This window comes from Streptomyces sp. V1I1 (assembly GCF_030817355.1).
In the GTDB taxonomy this organism is placed as follows: domain Bacteria; phylum Actinomycetota; class Actinomycetes; order Streptomycetales; family Streptomycetaceae; genus Streptomyces.
The window spans coordinates 7,540,327-7,557,855 of sequence record NZ_JAUSZH010000001.1; the positions used below are offsets into that span (position 1 = coordinate 7,540,327).

17 protein-coding genes are annotated in these 17,529 nt (G+C 69.4%); 9 read left to right on the plus strand and 8 right to left on the minus strand.

Translation table 11 applies throughout. The features are described 5' to 3' along the window. Positions 1-123: 123 nt before the first annotated feature. Both QFZ67_RS35345 and QFZ67_RS35350 read right to left on the minus strand, forming a co-directional pair. Positions 124-915: a TIGR03943 family protein gene (locus QFZ67_RS35345; protein ID WP_307665113.1), complete on the minus strand. Its 792-nt coding sequence runs from the start codon at positions 913-915 to the stop codon at positions 124-126. Continuing rightward, positions 912-1,952, minus strand: a complete 1,041-nt coding sequence (locus QFZ67_RS35350; RefSeq protein ID WP_307665114.1) for a permease — start codon at positions 1,950-1,952, stop codon at positions 912-914. Before QFZ67_RS35350 ends, QFZ67_RS35345 begins: the two co-directional genes overlap by 4 nt. Before the next feature lie 197 nt (positions 1,953-2,149). On the opposite strand from QFZ67_RS35350, the gene QFZ67_RS35355 reads away from it, so the two are divergent. The 3 genes from QFZ67_RS35355 (at position 2,150) to QFZ67_RS35365 (ending at position 3,683) form a co-directional block, all read left to right on the plus strand. Beyond that, a complete protein-coding gene (locus QFZ67_RS35355; protein WP_307665115.1) occupies positions 2,150-2,446 on the plus strand; it encodes a hypothetical protein in 297 nt (98 codons plus the stop codon). Between the two features lie 196 nt (positions 2,447-2,642). Further along, positions 2,643-2,768 (plus strand): hypothetical protein, encoded by a 126-nt coding sequence (locus QFZ67_RS35360; protein ID WP_307665116.1) that lies wholly within the window; start codon positions 2,643-2,645, stop codon positions 2,766-2,768. Positions 2,769-2,861: 93 nt separating this feature from the next. Next, complete coding sequence (locus tag QFZ67_RS35365) at positions 2,862-3,683, plus strand: alpha/beta fold hydrolase (RefSeq protein ID WP_307665117.1); 822 nt, start codon at positions 2,862-2,864, stop codon at positions 3,681-3,683. A 105-nt stretch (positions 3,684-3,788) separates the two neighbouring features. Here the strand turns inward: QFZ67_RS35365 and QFZ67_RS35370 are convergent, their stop codons facing one another. Continuing rightward, positions 3,789-4,265 (minus strand): Dps family protein, encoded by a 477-nt coding sequence (locus QFZ67_RS35370; protein WP_307665118.1) that lies wholly within the window; start codon positions 4,263-4,265, stop codon positions 3,789-3,791. Continuing rightward, positions 4,262-4,522 carry a DUF6766 family protein gene (locus tag QFZ67_RS35375; RefSeq protein ID WP_307665119.1) on the minus strand — a complete coding sequence of 87 codons (261 nt, stop codon included), beginning with the start codon at positions 4,520-4,522 and terminating at the stop codon, positions 4,262-4,264. Before QFZ67_RS35375 ends, QFZ67_RS35370 begins: the two co-directional genes overlap by 4 nt. Before the next feature lie 167 nt (positions 4,523-4,689). Between QFZ67_RS35375 and QFZ67_RS35380 the strand changes: the two genes are divergently transcribed. Together QFZ67_RS35380 and QFZ67_RS35385 are read left to right on the plus strand one after the other, a co-directional pair. After that, positions 4,690-5,115: a CBS domain-containing protein gene (locus tag QFZ67_RS35380; protein WP_307665120.1), complete on the plus strand. Its 426-nt coding sequence runs from the start codon at positions 4,690-4,692 to the stop codon at positions 5,113-5,115. A gap of 4 nt (positions 5,116-5,119) precedes the next feature. Further along, a complete protein-coding gene (locus QFZ67_RS35385) occupies positions 5,120-5,656 on the plus strand; it encodes a type 1 glutamine amidotransferase domain-containing protein (RefSeq protein WP_307665121.1) in 537 nt (178 codons plus the stop codon). 100 nt (positions 5,657-5,756) lie between these two features. Here the strand turns inward: QFZ67_RS35385 and QFZ67_RS35390 are convergent, their stop codons facing one another. After that, entirely contained in the window at positions 5,757-6,002 is a 246-nt protein-coding gene (locus QFZ67_RS35390; RefSeq protein ID WP_307666087.1) for a DUF6158 family protein, read from the minus strand. A 98-nt stretch (positions 6,003-6,100) separates the two neighbouring features. On the opposite strand from QFZ67_RS35390, the gene QFZ67_RS35395 reads away from it, so the two are divergent. Genes QFZ67_RS35395 through QFZ67_RS35405 form a run of 3 tightly spaced genes read left to right on the plus strand, consistent with a single transcriptional unit; the run spans position 6,101 to position 9,420 of the window. After that, positions 6,101-7,258 carry a Vms1/Ankzf1 family peptidyl-tRNA hydrolase gene (locus QFZ67_RS35395; RefSeq protein WP_307665122.1) on the plus strand — a complete coding sequence of 386 codons (1,158 nt, stop codon included), beginning with the start codon at positions 6,101-6,103 and terminating at the stop codon, positions 7,256-7,258. After that, the gene (locus tag QFZ67_RS35400; protein WP_307665123.1) at positions 7,251-8,813 is read left to right on the plus strand and encodes an FAD-dependent oxidoreductase; all 1,563 of its coding nucleotides are present in this window, start codon (positions 7,251-7,253) and stop codon (positions 8,811-8,813) included. Before QFZ67_RS35395 ends, QFZ67_RS35400 begins: the two co-directional genes overlap by 8 nt. A 55-nt stretch (positions 8,814-8,868) precedes the next feature. Beyond that, positions 8,869-9,420 carry a cysteine hydrolase family protein gene (locus tag QFZ67_RS35405; RefSeq protein WP_307665124.1) on the plus strand — a complete coding sequence of 184 codons (552 nt, stop codon included), beginning with the start codon at positions 8,869-8,871 and terminating at the stop codon, positions 9,418-9,420. On the opposite strand, the gene QFZ67_RS35410 is transcribed toward QFZ67_RS35405, so the two are convergent. The 3 genes from QFZ67_RS35410 to QFZ67_RS35420 form a co-directional block, all read right to left on the minus strand. Beyond that, on the minus strand, positions 9,421-10,587 hold the full coding sequence (locus tag QFZ67_RS35410; protein WP_307665125.1) for a lactonase family protein: 1,167 nt from the start codon (positions 10,585-10,587) through the stop codon (positions 9,421-9,423). Between the two features lie 61 nt (positions 10,588-10,648). Then, the gene (locus QFZ67_RS35415) at positions 10,649-13,933 is read right to left on the minus strand and encodes a GH92 family glycosyl hydrolase (RefSeq protein ID WP_307665126.1); all 3,285 of its coding nucleotides are present in this window, start codon (positions 13,931-13,933) and stop codon (positions 10,649-10,651) included. Between the two features lie 81 nt (positions 13,934-14,014). Then, the gene (locus QFZ67_RS35420) at positions 14,015-16,036 is read right to left on the minus strand and encodes a beta-N-acetylglucosaminidase domain-containing protein (RefSeq protein ID WP_307665127.1); all 2,022 of its coding nucleotides are present in this window, start codon (positions 16,034-16,036) and stop codon (positions 14,015-14,017) included. Between the two features lie 443 nt (positions 16,037-16,479). Between QFZ67_RS35420 and QFZ67_RS35425 the strand changes: the two genes are divergently transcribed. Further along, positions 16,480-17,436, plus strand: a complete 957-nt coding sequence (locus QFZ67_RS35425) for a hypothetical protein (RefSeq protein ID WP_307665128.1) — start codon at positions 16,480-16,482, stop codon at positions 17,434-17,436. Positions 17,437-17,529: the final 93 nt, after the last annotated feature.

Here is a 17,529-nt window from a genome sequence, read left to right on the forward strand (position 1 = left end):
TGATCCCCGTTGCCCCCGGGGCGGGGGCAACGGGGATCAACGGCCGTCAGGCGGGTGCCAGTGGCGTTCGTTCGACGCGCACGTCCGTTACGACCTCATCCAGTGGCTCAGCGGGTGACGCCGTCAGTGCGGCGGGGCCGTGCCGGAAGCCGGAGCCCGGTCCAGGTAAGGGCTGGGAGGCTGCGGGGTCCGGTGAAGAGAGGTCGCGTCGAGGGCGAGGCCCGCGGAGGCCGTGCCCAGCGTGCCGTCCGGGTGCCAGGTGCCGGTCACCTTCACCCAGGTGTCGGCGGGAGGCGCCTTCACACCGTGCACAGTGACCGTCAGGGACTGGGAGTCCGCGGCGCAACAGGCCACCAGCAGCCGGGTCAGATCCCATGTGCCGTTCTTGCCCGGGGTGACGAACCCCGCCAGAAGCACACTGCGCCCCTTGAGGCTCTGCTTGTCGTCCTGCTGCGCCCGGGCGATGAACTCCGTCAGCGAGAGCGGCGCCGGACCGCGCGACGGCAGAGGTTCGAAGCGTGAATAGTCCTCGACGACCTTGGCGTTGTCGCGCGCGGCGGTGTACGAGCCCAGTGCCGGCGGTGCGAAGAACAGCAGGGCGAGCATGGGCAGGAGCAACAGCCAGGCGATGCGCGGACCGTGGCTGTGATCGTGTCCGTGTCCGTGCTCGCGCCCGTCATGTACGAGCGTGGCATCGCCGAGGTGTGCGCCGACCGAGCGGCGCCTCCCGGCGAAGGGGAGTCCGTCGCGTACTGCACCGATCAGGCCGAGACTCACCAGTGCGATGCCGGAGACGACGAGGAAGGGCTGCAGGCCCTCCTTGACGTAGCGCAGACAGATGTCGCTGAACAGGGAGACGCGCAGCACCCCGGCCCCCGTGAGCAGGAGCAGCGCTGCCTGGACGGTTCGCTTCACAGCAGCCACCACCCGGTGAGTGCGCTGCACACGACTGCCGTCACCGCCGTGGCCGTTGAGAACCGTACGGCGAAGGCCCGGCCGAAAGTTCCCGCCTGCAGAGCGATCAACTTGAGGTCGACCATGGGGCCCACCACCATGAACGCCAGTCGGGCGGTGGGGGAGAAGCCGGTCAGCGAGGCGGCGACGAAGGCGTCCGCCTCCGAGCAGACGGCCAGGACGACGGCCAGGCCGGCGAGGAAGAGCACGGACAGCCACGCCGACCCGGAGAAGGTCTCCAGTACCGAGCGCGGCACGGCGACGTTGAACGTCGCAGCCGCCATGGCGCCGAGCACCAGGAACCCGCCGGCGTGCAGGAAGTCATGCTGGAAGCCCAGCCGGAACTCCTCCCATCGGCTGTGCCCGTCCTTGTGGCCGGTATGCCGGGCCGGCATCCGCAGCCAGTCCGAGCGCCCGAGCTTCAGCCACAGCCAGCCCATGGCGGCGGACGTGGCCAACGAGGCGATCAGCCGGGCGGCGACCATCTCAGGGCTGCCGGGGAACGCCACGGCCGTTGACGCCAGCACGATCGGATTGACGGCGGGCGCCGAGAGGAGGAACGCGAAGGCGGCAGCCGGCGTGACACCGCGTCGGATCAGGCTTCCCGCGACCGGCACCGACGCGCATTCGCAGCCGGGCAGCACGACACCGGCCGCGCTCGCCACCGGCACCGCGAGCGCAGGGTTGCGCGGCAGCATCCGACTGAACGCATGAGCCGGTACGAACGCGTTGACGGCGCCGGAGATCACAGTGCCCAGCAAGAGGAACGGCAGAGCCTGCACGGCGATGGCCACGCAGATCGTCTGCCACGCCCGGAAGCCGGGGTGTGTCAGCCACTGGTCCGCGCCGAACAGTCGGCCGAACGCGACAGGAAGAAGCAGGCAGAGCGCGCCGACGACGACAGCAGAGGGTCCAAGGCGGTGATGTGCGTGGTGGCGGATCGGGGCGACGACCAGTTCGCTCTGCGGCCGGTCCCTCAGTTCTTCCGTATTGTGCATGTCTGCTCCGGTTACGTGACAGAGCATCACGATAAGCAGCAGATCGTTCCAGGCTGGGCACGTTGAGAAGCGAACATACGACCGGATGATCCCTGGCGTGTTAGCCGCTGCGGTACGCCTCGCTGGAGAGGAGAATTGAGCCAGTGGCGCAAAACGTACGATCGCTGCTGTGCTCCGAAAGGCAACCGGGGAATCTCATGACTACTGCACACGCCCCCCATCCCAACCACGTGCACCAGCACAATGAGGGCTGCGGCCATGTCGCGTTCCCGCACGGGGACCACGTGGACTACGCCCACGACGGACACCTCCACCGGGTCCACGACGACCATGTCGACGAGTGCGAGACCGGCGGGCACACCACTCACGGCGACCACGCGCACCAGCACGGCGAGGGATGTGGACACGTGGCTGTGCCCCATGGGGACCACATCGACTATGTACACGACGGTCACCGGCACGCCGACCACGAAGGGCACTGGGACGACCACTGAAACAGCGCTCGATGCGGGTGGACCCTGACGACTCAGAGGCCACCCGCACGTGCGTGCGCGATGCGCGCGGGAGTGGGGTCGGGCTCCGTCAGATGCGTGCGCGTGAAGCACGTCTCTCGGACGCTGCCGGCGCAAGTATCGCGCACGCGGGCGAATAGTGCCGGATGGGACGCAAGAGCCTGAGGTGAGACATAGCATGTCTTCCAACGATGTGGTCTCCCTGTCCTGGCCCTACGACCCGGAGACGGTCGCCGAGGCGAATGCGCAGATCCTCGTTGGGCCGTGGCCTGTCGGCGGCGAGAAGGACCACACCGTGCTGTGAGCGATCGCCAAACGCCTCGTGCAAGAAGCAGCAGCGCAACGCTCCGTCCAATGACCGAACCCGACCGGATTGCAGTCGAGAGGAACAGGACTCATGGGCAGCTTCACCACCACCGACGGTACCGACATCCACTACAAGGACTGGGGCAGCGGACAGCCCGTCGTCTTCAGCCACGGCTGGCCGCTGAACGCCGACGCCTGGGACAACCAGCTGCGCGTAGTCGCGGAGAACGGCTTTCGCACCATCGCCCACGACCGGCGTGGGCACGGCCGCTCCGGCCAGCCGTGGCAGGGCAACGACATGGACACCTACGCCGACGACCTTGCCCAGCTGATCGAACACCTGGGCCTCAACGAGGTCGTACTGGTCGGGCATTCGACCGGCGGCGGCGAGGTGGCCCGCTACATCGGCCGGCACGGCACCGGCCGCGTCGCCAAGGCCGTACTCCTCGGCGCCGTACCGCCGCAGATGCTGAAGACCGACGCCAATCCCGACGGGCTCCCCATCGACGTCTTCGACGGGATCAGGGCCGGGGTGGCGGCCGACCGGTCGCAGTTCTACCAGGAGTTGAGCGAGGCCTTCTTCGGTGCCAACCGGCCCGGTTCCACCGTCTCGCAAGGCACCCGGGACGCGTTCTGGCTGATGAGCATGCAGGCCGGGTCGAAGGCCGCGTACGACTGCATCAAGCAGTTCTCGGAGACCGACTTCACCGAGGACCTGAAGCGCATCGACGTCCCCACCCTCATCGCGCACGGCGACGACGACCAGATCGTCCCCATCGGCGCCTCCGCCCACAAGTCAGCACAGCTGGTCAAGGACGCCACTCTCAAGGTCTACCCGGGCGCACCGCACGGTCTGACCGGCGACTACGAGCAGGCATTCACCAACGACCTGATCGCCTTCCTCAAGGGCTGAGGACAGGGTGCTGTCGAGAGCAATTCCCTCGTGTCGGTCCGTACGGTGGCGAGATCCCCTTTCGCTCTGATCCACGCCGGTCCCGATTGCCGCTGCTGCCCTTCGTCAGAGCGGCGAGTTCTCCGCCTGGAACATCCAGCGCTGCTTCTCCAGCGAGGCCGTGATCTGAATCAGCAGGTCCTGGGTCACCAGGTCGGACTCCTCCGTCGCGGCGATCCGGTCTCGCAGCCGTACGACCGTTTCCTCCAACGCCTCGACCAGCAGGGACACGACTGCGGTGTCCTGCAGCCAGCCCTCCTTGGGATCGGCCACCGAGCCGGTCTCGGCGACCGTCGCGACGCGCCCGTCCGGGGAGATGCCCAGTGCCGCCGCGCGCTCCGCGACGGTGTCCGCATAGGAGCGTGCCGCGGCGACCACCTCGTCGAGCTGGAGGTGGATGCTGCGGAAGCGCGGGCCCACGATGTTCCAGTGCGCCTGCTTGGCCATGAGCGAGAGCCCCAGCAGGTCGACGAGCGTGCCCTGCAGCGCGTCCCCGGTGACCTGAAGTGCAGGTTCGGGAAGGGTGCTCTTGATAACAGTCATGCCGCTCTTCTCCTTGTGTCGTGTTGTGTCGTGCGCCCTCCGGACCTGGCGGGTGCCCCGCAGCCGTCGACGGAAACGGACCGCCCGGCGCACCGCGCGGACTGCCAGTTCTGCAGCGTTCGGCTCCAGAAATCGGCGGAGAGCAGATAGCCGGCCCACCCGATCGGGGCCTGAAGCTGACGCATACGCCTCGGGCGCGGACCGCCGTCCGCGCCCGAAGCTCTGTACTTCATCCCATGGCCGCTCGGCCGGTTCATCGAGTCCCCTGCCCCGGAGCCTTCAAACCTGGAGCCTTCAGACCCGGAGCGTCAGACCTTCTGTCGTTTTCGGAGGCATGGAGCGGCGTGCCCGGGGTACTTCAGGCGGGGTCTCACAGTCTCCGACCGAAGAGCGCCGAGAAGTCAGGGAGAGCGGGCGAGCAGCCATGGCACAGTTCGTGAGGGAAGTCATGACGTTCGGAGTGGTGGCGGTACGGCCCGACGCTTCGCTGGTCGAAGCGGCCCGGCTGATGCGCGCCCAGGACATCGGAGACGTACTGGTCGCCGACGGCGACCGGCTGGTCGGAGTCATAACCGACCGTGACATCGCGGTGCGGGTGATCGCGGACGGCAACGATCCGCTGACCGTCAGCGCCGGCTCGGTGTGCACGCGCGACCCGGTGTGCGTGAGCCCCGACGACGGGATCGCGGCCGCGGCCAGACTGATGCGCAGCCGTGCGGTACGCCGGCTGCCTGTGGTGGAGGACGGCCGTCCGGTCGGCGTGGTCAGCATCGGAGACCTCGCTGTCTCCGAGAACCCGGACTCGGCGCTCGCCGAGATCAGCCTGGCAAACCCGAACAGTGAGGGGTGATCGCATGTTGGTCGCATTTCTGACCGCACCCGAAGGCGTGGAGCAGATTGAACTCACCGATCCGTGGGAGGCGGTCACCGACACCGGAGACACGCCCCGGCTGATCTCTACCAAGCCCGGCCGGGTGCAGGCCTTCAACCACCTCGACAAGGCGGACACCTTCCCGGTCGACCTGACCGTCGCCGACGCCAACGTGGACGAGTACGGCGGCCTCGTGCTGCCCGGCGGCGTGGCGAACCCCGACGCGCTGCGCATGGACGAGCGGGCGGTGGCGTTCGTGCGGGCCTTCTTCGACTCGGGCAAGCCGGTGGCGGCGATCTGCCATGCTCCGTGGACGCTCGTCGAAGCGGATGTGGTGCGTGGCCGGACGCTGACCTCGTGGCCCAGCCTGCGTACCGACATCCGCAACGCGGGAGGCGAGTGGGTCGACGAGCAGGTGAGGGTCTGCGATGCCGGTCCGAACGTTCTGATCACCAGTCGGAAGCCGGCCGACCTCAAGGCGTTCTCCGCGGCGTTCACGGCGGAGTTCGCGAAGAGCTGACGGCTCGGCAACCGGCTGACTCCGGTAGACGGGATACGTCGGACGGGTTACGTCCGACGGGATACGTCCGACGGAATACGTCTGACGGGCCCCCGCCCCTTCACTCCTCCCGGGCGCGGGCACCGGCCCGCGTCCTGCCCGGCGACACCGGACGCTCCGGATGACGGCGCAGATACTCGCCCTCCAACTGGGCCATCCGGATGTTGTGGGCATTGAGCGCGGCGGGCGAACCGTGCAGCAACGTGTCGTGCCGACTCCGGTGGATGGTTTCGAGCTCGCGCAGCAAATCATGATCGTCGAGACGGGTCGGGTCGATTCCTTGACCCGGGTTTTCAAACTCTGACATGGGGCTGTCCTCTTTCCGTTCCGGCGGATGCGCTGTGTGACTCATGACCTTCTGGGTACCCGCAGGGACGCAGTACCCGGCCACTCCGGGAGGAATCCATGCAACTCGCATTTCTCGCGCCTCTCTATGAGCGTCCCGGTCCCTGGGCCAGCGTTCACCTCGACACCACCTGGACCGACGAGTCCACTCCTTCCCGCCGGCAGCTCCAGGTGACAGAGGCATGCCGGAAGCTGGCCCTACAAGGTGCGGATGAGGCCACCGGCCGCGCGATGTACGAGGCGCTCACCACCCGGCCGCACTACCCGGGAGAGTCCGGCCGGGCCGTCTTCGCCACGGGCGGCGAGGTCGTCCTCGACCCACCGCTCGCCCATCGCCCGTCGGCCGCCTCCGACGTCTCCTGGTCGGCGCTTCCCCACGTCGCCCCGCTGCTGGACCTCGCCGTGCAGGAACCGGTCTGCCTCGTCGCGTACATCGATCGCACGGGCGCGGACCTGGAGCTGCGCAGCCCACTGGGCAGCCGGGCCGTCGGACAGGCCCAGGGCAAGCAGTGGTCCATCCACCGCACCACGGGCTCCCACTGGTCCGCGAGCCACCACCCGCGCAGCGTGGAGAACACCTGGAACACCTGGGACCACAACGCCGGCGAGATCGCTGCGGCGATCGCGGCGAACCAGGAGGACTGCCGTGCCGACCTGGTCGTTCTGGCCGGGGGACTGCGCGAGCGGCGCGCCGTCCACAACCGCCTGCCCATCGCACTTCGCCCACGTGTCGTCGAAACGGACCACGGCGGCCGCGCCGACGGCCCGGCCACCCGGCTGCTCGACGAGGATGTGGAGCAGTCCCGCCAGGACCATCTGAACCGGCGCGCCGAGGAGGAGCTTGACCGCTTCCGGGCCGCCCCCGCCGCAACGGCCGAGGGCATACCGGCCCTGGTCGACGCGGCGCGCGAGCACCGGATCGCCGAGCTGTTCATACGGCCCGAGGGGCCGGACGCGCACCACGAAGTCTGGGTGGGAATCGAGCCCGAGCAGCTGGCGGTACGCCGTACGGACCTCCAGTACCTGGGCGAACCGCACCCCTCGTCGGCGCGCGCGGACGACGCGCTGCTCCGCTGTGCGGCGGTGACCGGCGCGGAGGCACTCCGGGTGCCGTCGCAGGGACACGACGACGTCCCGGTCGGCGGCTTGGGGGCGCTGCTGCGCCAACCGTACGACGACAGGGGACGACACCCCCGGATGGCGAGGAGCCATGGCTGAACAGCGCCCGACTGTTGACGAGTCGTACTGGATGACCACGACGCCGAGCACGGGCTATCCGCCCATCGGCGTGGACGCGACCGCGGACGTGGCCGTCGTCGGAGCGGGCATCGCCGGCCTGTGCACAGCCTGGGACCTGGTCCGGGCAGGCCTGGACGTCGTCGTCCTGGAGGCCGACCGGATCGCCGCAGGCGTGACCGGCTACACCACGGCCAAGCTCACCGCTCTGCACGGTCTGGGCTATGCGCGGCTGGAGGCGAAGCACGGCGCCGACGCCGCCGCGCTGTACGCGCTCTCGCAGCAGGACGCGCTCGACCGGACAGCCGTCCTCTGCGCCGAACTCGACATCGACGCCGACCTGGAGCGCGCCCCCGCCCACACGTACGTGGAGGATCCGCGGCGAGCGGACGAGATCAAGGCCGAGGCGGAGGCCGCCCGGCGGGCGGGACTCGACGCGTCGTACGTGACCGAGACGGAACTGTCCTTCCCGGTGGCCGCCGCCGTCCGCGTCGAAGGCCAACTCCAGTTCCACCCGCGGAAGTTCCTGCTGGCGCTGGCCGAGCGGATCACGGACGCGGGAGGCCGCATCCATGAGCGCACCCGCGTCACCGGGCTCCATGACGGCAGCCGCTGCCGCTTGACCACCGAGAACGGGGCATCGGTCGAGGCGCGCGACGCGGTCATCGCGACGCACTATCCAGTCTTCGACCGCACGATGCTCTTCACCCGGCTCAAGCCCCGACGCGAACTGGTGGTCGCGGCACCGGTGCCGACCGAAGCCGCCCCCACCGGCATGTACTTCAGCCCGGAGGACACGGTGCGGTCCGTGCGCAGCGCGCCCTACGACGAGGCGCGGCGGCTGCTGATCGTCACCGGGGAGTCGTTCGAGCCTGGAGCCGGCGAAGTGAGGGAACGGTTCACGCGCCTCGACGCCTGGGCGCGGCAGCGGCTGCCGGGCTTCGCCGACGCGGACATGACGTATCGGTGGGCGGCGCAGGACAACGACTCGAGCGACCATCTGCCGTACGTCGGACACGCCCATCCGGGGACACAACACGTCTATGTGGCCACGGGCTTCGGCGGCTGGGGTATGAGCAACGGCGTGATGGCAGGCCGGTTGCTCACTGCCCATATCGCGGGCGGCGGCCGGCCGGCGTGGACCGACCTCTACGACCCGCGAAGGCTGCCCCAAGTGCGAGAGACAGCCCAACTCGCCCGGTTCCAGACCGCTGTCGCCAAACACTTCGTCGGTGACCGCCTGCACACCAGCCATGTCGACTCGGTGACCGACATTCCGCCCGGCAGCGGAGCCGTCGTGCGGCTGGAGGGACGGCGGTGCGCCGTCTACCGCGACGAGGCGGGATACACCAGTGTGCTCTCCGCACGCTGCACGCACCTCGGCTGCCTGGTGCAGTTCAACGATGCCGAGCGGGTCTGGGAGTGCCCCTGCCACGGCTCCCGCTTCGGCACGGACGGATCGGTTCTGCACGGCCCGGCCACCCGCCCCCTGGAGCCTCGTGAGGTACCGGGCCCCGGCGACCAGGGCACCCCCTAGCACCCGAAGTCCTGCCGAGCTGTGACCGGCCTGCCGGAGTGCGACGATGGTGCATATGAGGAAGAGCGCACTCATTGTCATCGACATGATCAACACATATGAGCACGCCGACGCCGAACTGCTTCTTCCTTCGGTCTCCAAGATCGTGCCCGCGATCGTCCAGTTGCTGGAACGTGCCCGCGCGCACGGGGTTCCAGTGATCTATGTGAACGACAATTTCGGCGAATGGAGATCCCATCACGGAGAGCTCCTCGAGACCGCGCTTTCGGGTCCCCACGCCGATCTGGTCGAGCCGGTCCGGCCCGATGAAGAATCGCTCTTCGTGGTCAAGGCGCGGCATTCGATCTTCTTCGAGACGCCCCTGTCGTATCTGCTCAGTCAACTGGAAATCGACCATGTGATTCTGTGCGGGCAGGTGACCGAGCAGTGCGTGCTGTACTCCGCCCTGGACGCGCACATCCGCCATCTGCACGTGACCGTGGCCCAGGATTCCGTCGCGCATATCCACGCCGATCTGGCGGACGCCGCGCTGCGGATGATGCAGCGCAATATGGGAGCGGAGATCACGGCGGGCGACTCGATCGAATTCGCAGCCGACAGCGGCTGATCACAGCGGCAGCGCGCAGACGGCCACAGGTGAGCTGAACGGGCTTCCCGCGGGCCTGAGTTCACCACTGGCGTGATCGATGTGGAAGACCGTCACCGAGCTCGACCGCTGGTTCGCCGCGAAGAGCAGATTCTGGCCCGGGGAGAAGGCGAGGTGCCGTGGGAAGTCGCCGCCGACCGGCACGGTCCCCAGCAGCCGCAGCCGGGACCCGCCGTCCTCGATCGCGTACCGGGTCAGGCTGTTGTGGCCGCGATTGGCGAGGAAGGCGTGCCCGCCGCCGCGGGTCACGACCAGCTGAGCCGGATAGCTCGTGGCGGGCCCTGTGCCGGTCGACTGCGGGGCGCCCGGTGTCAGCCTTCCGGTGACGGGATCGTAGGCGCACACGACGACGGTGTTGTCGACCTCGTTGGCCAGGTAGGCGAATCGGCCCGACGGGTGGAAGGTGAGATGCCGGGGTCCCGCGCCCGGCCGGACCGTCGCGTACGAGATCCGGGCGAGGGTTCCGCTCGACGTGTCGAGCCGGTAGGTGTAGACGGTGTCGTTGCCGAGATCGACGGCGAGTACGTGCCCGCCGTCCGGGCTGGTGACGATCTGGTGGGCGTGAGGGCCTTCCTGGCCGGGGCCGGGCGGCGGCGCGGAGTGGGTGACGAGTGCCGTGCGTGCTCCCAGCGCGCCCGACGCGGCGATGGGGTGCACGGCGACGCTGCCCGAGAGGTAGTTGGCGCTGAGCAGCCAGCGCCCACTGGGGTGTACGGACAGATGGCAGGGGCCCACGCCCCCGGTGTCGCGGGTGCCCAGCACACTGTGGTGACCGTCCGGGGACAGTCTGACGGCGGTCACCCCGCCCTGCTGCTGCTCGTGCACGGCGTACAGAGTGCGGGCGGACGGGTGAAGCGCGAGGTAGGACGGGTCGCCGACGCCCGGGACGGTACCGGTGGCGGTGATGCGGCCCGTCACCTCGTCGTACGTGGCGAGACCGATTCCGCTGCCACCACCGGCGACCGAGGTGTAGGTGCCCAGGAACAAGGGGCGCTGTCCACGGGGGCGAGCCTGTGCGGTCGCGGGCACCGCGGCGCTCGCCACAGCCGCCGCGACCGCGCCGATGAACCGGCGGCGGCCGGTGCCGCCGGCCGAACTCGTCCCCGTCCCCGCTGCCCTGCTGCTCATGTGATGCACCTCGAAGTGTCGGTCGGTTGCTCCGGATGTGGCGGGGCGGTGGAGCGGCGCCTCACCTCAGTGTGATCGCGTACACCTCGACCCGCGGGTCGGCCGGCAGCGTCAAAGAGCGCACTGTCTTCGCCCCGTCGAGCTGCGCCGTGTCACCGAACAGCCGTACCGGGGGGCCGTCGATGCCCTGCCCGTCCTTGATGCGGTGCGGCATGTCCAGGACGACACTGCTGCCGGACGGCGTCGGGCCTGCCCAGTCGCCGATCGTGAGCGGCACGTCCGCGCTGCTGCCGTCCGTGTAGCGGACGGTCAGCGTGGTGGCCACCGGCCCGTTGTGGGAGGCGGCTACCAGATGCAGGGTGGAGCGGGCGGCCGCGGGGAGAAGCAGCGCTTGGCCGCGGGCCTCGATGAAGTTCGGTGCCGTCCCCGCCGGGTCCGGCACGTCGTACGTGACGCCGTTCCAGGTGACAGCCCCGGCCTTCGGCAGCAGACCGGCGTCGTAACTCCAGCCCTGACCGTCGAAGTCGCCTTCCCTGGACCGGTCCTTCGTGGCGGTGCCGTCATGGTTCAGGGCACCCGCCAGGTCCACGGCACACTCGTCCTTCCCGCTGCCCGCGCAGCTCGCCGCGGCCCTCACCTCCACCGTGGCCGTACGGACGACCGCGGGGATGCCCTCGGCCGCGACCGTCACCCGGACCGGGTACGAGCCGACCGCGGTGCCCGCCGGCACCGTCACCGCGAGCGGGACCGTCGTCTGCACCGGCAGCCGACGGGACTTGAGCGTGACGGACGAGCGTGCCTTAACGGCCCACCGGGCGGGAGCCTTCGCCGCGACGGACACCCGCACATCGCCCGGCGACTGGGCCAGCACGTCCACGGCGAGATGCGCGGTCTGTGCGGCGTCGCCCGTCGGCACGGCGTCCGAGGCGGTGCGCAGCGACGCGTCGAGGTGCCGGCGCCGGTCGGCTCCGGCCGCCGCGTTGACGGACGGCGGCTCGGCGCCCTTGCCCGTGCCCCACGCGGACGGTTCGGTCCCGAGCCGGTGGGCCAGCCGCCCGCCGTGCGCGATCGCGTCCCAGTCCAGCCAAGTGGCGCTTACGTCCTTGCCGTTGAGGGCCACCGACTGGACATAGCGCCGGTCGTCGCTCGCCCCGGGGGCGGTGATGTCCAGCGTGCCGCCCTGCTTGCGGCCGTACTGCCCGATCCGGATGGTCGCCGACTCGAACTGCGGGCTGGACAGGGCCAGGAAGTCCGCGCCGCTCATCGTCGGATACAGACCGAGCGACGAGAAGACGTACCAGGCCGACATCGTGCCCAGATCGTCGTTGCCGGTCATGCCGTCCGGGCCGTTGGTGAAGAGCGTCATCGCCGCGCGGGTGACGGTCGCGGTCTTCGCGGGCGCGCCCGCCCACAGATACATGTACGGGGCGTGCAGATCCGGCTCGTTGTTGGGGTTGTAGGTGGGCTTGCCGTAGTAGTCGTACGGCTGGGAGATCCAGTCCTTGCGCGCGGTGCCCGCGGGGTCCGTGAGCAGCTTGTCGTGGACGAAGAAGGAATCGAGCCGCTTCTCGGCGGCCTTCCTGCCACCCATCAGACCGACAAGACCGGCCGGGTCCTGGGGCACCAGCCACTGGTACTGGTGGGCGCCGCCCTCGTGGAACTGGTGGCCCGCCTCGACCGGGTCGTACGGCGTCACCCAGGTGCCCTGCGTCGTACGGGGGCGGAACTGGCCGATCGAGGAGTCCCACAGATTGCGGTACCACTGGCCGCGCGCGGCAAGCATCCTGGCGTCCGCCCGATGACCGAGCCCCTCGGCCATCAGGGCAAGCGAGGCATCGGCGGCCGCGTACTCCAGGGTGGCCGACGCCGGGTGGTTGCAGTCGTTGTCGCCGCCCTTGTCGGCGCAGTCCTCGCCGAGGCCGAGACCCGAGGGGATGTAGCCGCGCTCGCTGTAGAAGTCCACGCCCGAGCGGCCGTTGTACGGGGAGTCTGCGGGCGGGGTGCTGGTGGCGTTCTTCCTCAGCAGCGCGTACGCCTCTTCCTCGTGCCCGGCGAGCAGACCCTTCGACCAGGCCTCGACGAGGAACGGAGTCACCGGGTCACCGGTCATGATGTTGGTCTCGCTGTTGGCGAGCGCCCAGCGGGGCAGCCAGCCGCCGTCCCTGCCGATGGCGACGACGGACAGAGCGACATCGCGGGCGACGCCGGGCTCCAGGAGTTCCAGGAGCTGGTTCTGCGGCCGGTAGGTGTCCCACAGGGAGAGGTTCTGGTACGGCGTGAAGCCCTCGGCAGTATGGGGCTTGCGGTCGAAGCCGACGTAGCGGCCCTCCACGTCGCCTGCCAGGTTCGGGTGCAGCTGCGCGTGGTAGAGCGCGGTGTAGAAGGCGCTCTGCCGGTCCCGCGAACCGCCGCCGATCCTGATCGAGCCGAGCTGCTCCTGCCACGTGCGGTGCAGGGCCGCACGGGTGGCGTCGAAGTCGTACGAATCCTTCGTCTCCGCCGCCAGGTTCTTCCGGGCCCCCTCCACACCGGTGTAGGACAGGCCGACCTTCACCACGACGTCCTTGTCGGTGCCGGCGTCGAAGGTCACCCAGGCGCCGTTGCCGCCCTCGCCCTTGGCGTCGCGGCTGCCGGGCTCGGGGGTTGAACCGCGCCATGTGCCATGGGACTTGAAGGGCCGGTCGAAGGTGGCCGTGAAGTAGACGGTGTGGTCGTCCTTGCCGGCGCAGAAGTTGCCCGCGTGCACCCGGCCCTCGACGGTGCGATCGCCGACGACGTGCACCTCGGAGTCGTGGACCTTCTGGTTGGCCTTGCCCGTGTTGAACAGGACGTTGGCGGCGCCGGTGGACGGGAAGGTGTAGCGCTGCCAGCCGGTGCGCTGCGTCGCGGTGAGCTCCGCGTCGATGCCGTACGTCTTCAGGCCCACCCGGTAGTAGCCGGGTTCGGCCTTCTCGTCGTCGTGCGAGTACTCCGAGCGGTAGTCGTCGGGGTTCACCCGGTCGACCGCGCCGGTGGTCGGCATCATCGGCAGCTCACCCGCGACGCCGCAGCCGACGCCGGAGAGGTGGGTCTGGCTGAAGCCGTGGATCTTGTTCTGCTGATAGTCGTAGCCGCCCTGGCCGCCGGTGTCGGGACTGACCTGGACCATGCCGAAGGGGGCACTCGCGCCGGGGAAGGTGTTGCCGAAGTTCTGTGTGCCGACAAAGGGGTTGACCAGGTCGGTCGCGTCGGCCGCGGGCGCGGCGCCGGCGGCCCCGGCGGCCGGGCCGGTCAGACTGCCGGCCAACAGGGCGACGACCACCAGCCGTGCCGCTCTCGTACGTATCCAACCGGCTGTCCGTCGCATGTGCGCACCTCTTGTTGACAACGTTGTCTGACCGGGCTCGGGAAAGGTGTCATGGCCGTGCAAAGCCTGTCAACGGCCCGGTCACGAGCCACTCCCCGCGACCGGATGGACCTCGAACCTGACTGGGGAAGGCTGCGCGAGACCGAGCCGGCGGGCGTTCTCCTCCAGCGCCTGCCGGACGAACTCCTCCAGGACGGGGTCCAGTTCGACCGGCACCTTGCGGTTCGGGTCGAACCCCGTCCAGGTGAACGACTTCGCGCGCTCGACGAGCCCCGGCAGCTGTTGACGCGCCGCCCAGGCTTCGGCGCCGCGGCCAGCGCGCTGGGCGGTCAGCATGTCGAGCGCGACGAGCGCTGCCCGCCCCCAGGCTTCGGTGGCAGCCAGCCACGGCCCGGTCTCGGCGAGGAACACGGGGTCGGCAAGCCGGTCACGGAGCACTCCCGGCGCTTCGTGCATGTCGCTCAGGGCGCGGTGCAGCGGTCCTGCCCTGCCGGTGCTCCGGAACTCCGCGATCTGCGCGGCGAGTTCGGGCGCGGGCCGTGGGTCGATCCGGGAGGAACGCTGCACGCCGGCGAACGTGTGCAGCGCATCGGCGGTACGAGCATCCCCGCCCGCCAGCTCGTCGAGCCCCGCCGACCAGGACCGTTCGGGGTCGTACACGGTGTCGTTCCAGGCGTAGTCGGCGACGCCGAACAGCGAGATCTTGGACGCCTGGGCCTGCGGCATCGGACTGGCGGTCAGCCCGAGCGCCGACTTGCCGAGCCCGGACTCGCGCCCCGTGAACGGACCGAGCAGCAGCCGGCCCTGCACATAGCCGTTGACCGGGTAGTTGTCCCGCAGCAGCACGGGATGGCCGAACGCCTCGCGGGCGGCGGCAACATCGGCACGAGTGATCCTCGGTGCGATGACGTCCGCGCCGGTCCACTGGACGACGACCCCGGGACGGAGCTCCTGGGCGAGGCTGCGGGTGTAGTCGGTCCGGGCGGTTCCCCAGTACTCGGTCGGCACCATCTGCAGCGGCTCGGCCTCCGGATGCGTGTCGATGAACGCCGCCTGCACGGCGTTGGTCAGCTGCGCCTGGGCGCGGGCGGCGGCCGCCGGTCCCGTGCCGAACTCCGCCCGGTCCTCGTCGCAGTTCCACCGCTGGTAGTCGATGTCGTCGAAGGCGATGACGAAGCTGCGTACGCCCTGCTTCCACAGCGACTCGAACCTGGCTGTCAGCGCACCGGCCTCGGACGGCTTCGAGTAGCAGACCGACAGGCCGGGGGAGAGGACATAGCCGAACTGGACATGGTTCGCCCGGGCCCGCCGCGCCAGCTCACCGATCCGGCCGAGTTCGTCCGCCGGGCAGGGGCACCGCCACTCCGCCCGCAGATACGGGTCGTCCTTCGGTGTGTACACATAGGAGTTCAGCTTGTGCCTGCCGAACCAGTCGAGATCGGCGAGGCGCTGCTGATGCGACCACGGCGGCCCGTAGGAGCCCTCGACCACTCCTCGCCACCGCAGCGACGGCCAGTCGCGGATCACTACGCCGTGCAGCCGGGGGCCATGCAACCGGGGGCCATGCAGCCGGGAGCGGTGCAGCCGGGAGCCGTGCACCAGTTGACGCAGCGTCTGCGCGGCGTAGTACGTACCGGCGCCGTCCGCGCCACTCAGCACGATCCGGTCGCGGCCGTCCCGGCCCTCGCCGGCCGCGAGGACGTACCCTTCGGCGGCCATGGTCTCGGCGCCCTGGACGCCCATCGCGCGTAACGCGCCCGCGGTCGCGGAGTTCTCCTTGTGCCCGCCGACATGGACGATGAGCCGGTCCTCGTGTACGGGAGTGTGTTCGTCGACCAGTCGGACGGTGCGCACCCCCGCCTCGCGCAGCGCACCCCGGACCAGGGCGAGCGCGTAGGCATCGGTCGACGTGCCTTTCACGAGCGTCACGGCCGAGGGGATGCGCAGCTCTTCAGGGCGGCTCTTCACCGAGCGGGGCTTCGGAAACACCGGCGGGGAGCTGCGAGAGCGCCAACTGGGCCGGAGTGCCACGGATGTTGGTCCCATCGCCGTCCACCTCCTCGCCAAACCTCGTTGAGACAGGACTGGACCACTGGCTGACATCGTTGTCAAGGGGCTGGGCGTGAACTCGCCGAGTGCGCAGGTCACGAGGGGTCGATCGCGATGGCGCCGCGGGCGAATTGCACACTACTGGGGGCCAGTCCCGTCGCGAGGGTGGCGGTGATGCAGACGGAGAAGCCCCGCCTGGGCGGCGGTCAATCTTCCATCATTCAACCATCCCTGGAATCCACGTCGATGTCCCGCGAAGAAAGGCATATGCCAAACACGTCTTGCCGACATGCGGCAGGGAAAAGCCTCACTGTCGGAAGTCGGTCCGCGCGCCTACATGAGTGGGAACCAGATATTCCGGACCACTGTTTTCGCTACCACTTGATGGTGAGTAGGGTGTGCTCGCTGCTGGTGGATCTATGGATGGGATCCGGCTGAATTCCGCCTGGCCGGAATGAGTGCATGGGTCGTGTCGACTGCGGGAACGGGAGGTGTTCGTGGCTGCTGGCTCGTTCGAGGGGCAGTATGTGTGGCATCCGGCTGCCGATGACCGCCAGTTGGCCCGAGCCTGTATCGACGTGAAGGCGGGTCGGTACCTCAGCGCACACGAAGCACTCAAGGACGCCCGCAAGGATTTCGAGGTTCGAGCCCATCGGTCGCTGGTACTGGCCTCGGAAGCGGCGGACTCCGATCTGGCCGAGCGCTGGCTGGCCGAGGAGCCGAGCCCCGAGGCGGCCCTGCTCTGGGCTCGGGTGGCGATGCTCCGGGCATTGCGGATGGCCGACGCTCATGACCGGCGGGCAGGCACTCTCGTAGGCATCGCACAGGCGGCGTGCGAGCGGGCGGCGCAGCTGCTGCCCGGTGACCCCACTCCATGGGTGGCCCAATTGGCGCTGTCCCGGCTCAAGCGGCCCCGGGACCCCGCGCCGCAGGGGTTGTTGACCGCGCCGCCGGGCCCCTGGCAGCTGTTCGCCCACATCCTCCGGCTCGACCCCTGGCACCGCGAGGCGCACCACCGGTTTCTGGCTTTCTTCTTCACCCGTCACGGCGGGACGGCGAGCGCGCGATGGGACGTCGCCTCGTTCCTGAGCCACCGGGCGCCGGCCACCTCGCCGCTGCGGCTGCTGCCGCTGGTCGCCCTTGTCGAGGACTACGACTCCTCCGCTCTGCTTGCCGACCGCACCTGGGAGCAGTCCCAGTGGCTGACAACGGCCATTGGCAGCTACAACAACTGGTTTCCCGAGGTGGCCGGTTATCGCTTCACCCCCGTCCTCGACCTGTCGTATCTGGCGCACGCGCTGTACATGGCGAAGCGCGAATTCGAGGCGCGGGAAGTATTCACGGCAATGGGGCCGTATGCCTCCCGAATGCCCTGGAGTGCGTTCGGCGCCCCGGAGGAGCAGTTGACCAAAGCGAGACGGTCGTGCGGACTCCCGATCCCCAGCGCCGCCTGATTCTCCATCGATGTCCCCTTTCACCCACCGTCCCCACGCCCCATCAGAAAGGTTGCGGTTGTGTCCGAGCGCACGTCTCTCACTCGCTCGAAA

Bases quoted from the DNA above. Each gene is read 5' to 3' on its own strand.
- QFZ67_RS35355 (WP_307665115.1), top strand. From the start codon at position 2,150: ATGACTACTGCACACGCCCCCCATCCCAACCACGTGCACCAGCACAAT.
- QFZ67_RS35380 (WP_307665120.1), top strand. From the start codon at position 4,690: ATGGCACAGTTCGTGAGGGAAGTCATGACGTTCGGAGTGGTGGCGGTA.
- QFZ67_RS35385 (WP_307665121.1), top strand. From the start codon at position 5,120: ATGTTGGTCGCATTTCTGACCGCACCCGAAGGCGTGGAGCAGATTGAA.
- QFZ67_RS35400 (WP_307665123.1), top strand. From the start codon at position 7,251: ATGGCTGAACAGCGCCCGACTGTTGACGAGTCGTACTGGATGACCACG.
- QFZ67_RS35375 (WP_307665119.1), bottom strand. From the start codon at position 4,522: ATGAACCGGCCGAGCGGCCATGGGATGAAGTACAGAGCTTCGGGCGCG.
- QFZ67_RS35395 (WP_307665122.1), top strand. From the start codon at position 6,101: ATGCAACTCGCATTTCTCGCGCCTCTCTATGAGCGTCCCGGTCCCTGG.
- QFZ67_RS35350 (WP_307665114.1), bottom strand. From the start codon at position 1,952: ATGCACAATACGGAAGAACTGAGGGACCGGCCGCAGAGCGAACTGGTC.
- QFZ67_RS35405 (WP_307665124.1), top strand. From the start codon at position 8,869: ATGAGGAAGAGCGCACTCATTGTCATCGACATGATCAACACATATGAG.
- QFZ67_RS35410 (WP_307665125.1), bottom strand. From the start codon at position 10,587: ATGAGCAGCAGGGCAGCGGGGACGGGGACGAGTTCGGCCGGCGGCACC.
- QFZ67_RS35360 (WP_307665116.1), top strand. From the start codon at position 2,643: ATGTCTTCCAACGATGTGGTCTCCCTGTCCTGGCCCTACGACCCGGAG.
- QFZ67_RS35370 (WP_307665118.1), bottom strand. From the start codon at position 4,265: ATGACTGTTATCAAGAGCACCCTTCCCGAACCTGCACTTCAGGTCACC.
- QFZ67_RS35420 (WP_307665127.1), bottom strand. From the start codon at position 16,036: ATGTCAGCCAGTGGTCCAGTCCTGTCTCAACGAGGTTTGGCGAGGAGG.
- QFZ67_RS35390 (WP_307666087.1), bottom strand. From the start codon at position 6,002: ATGTCAGAGTTTGAAAACCCGGGTCAAGGAATCGACCCGACCCGTCTC.
- QFZ67_RS35415 (WP_307665126.1), bottom strand. From the start codon at position 13,933: ATGCGACGGACAGCCGGTTGGATACGTACGAGAGCGGCACGGCTGGTG.
- QFZ67_RS35365 (WP_307665117.1), top strand. From the start codon at position 2,862: ATGGGCAGCTTCACCACCACCGACGGTACCGACATCCACTACAAGGAC.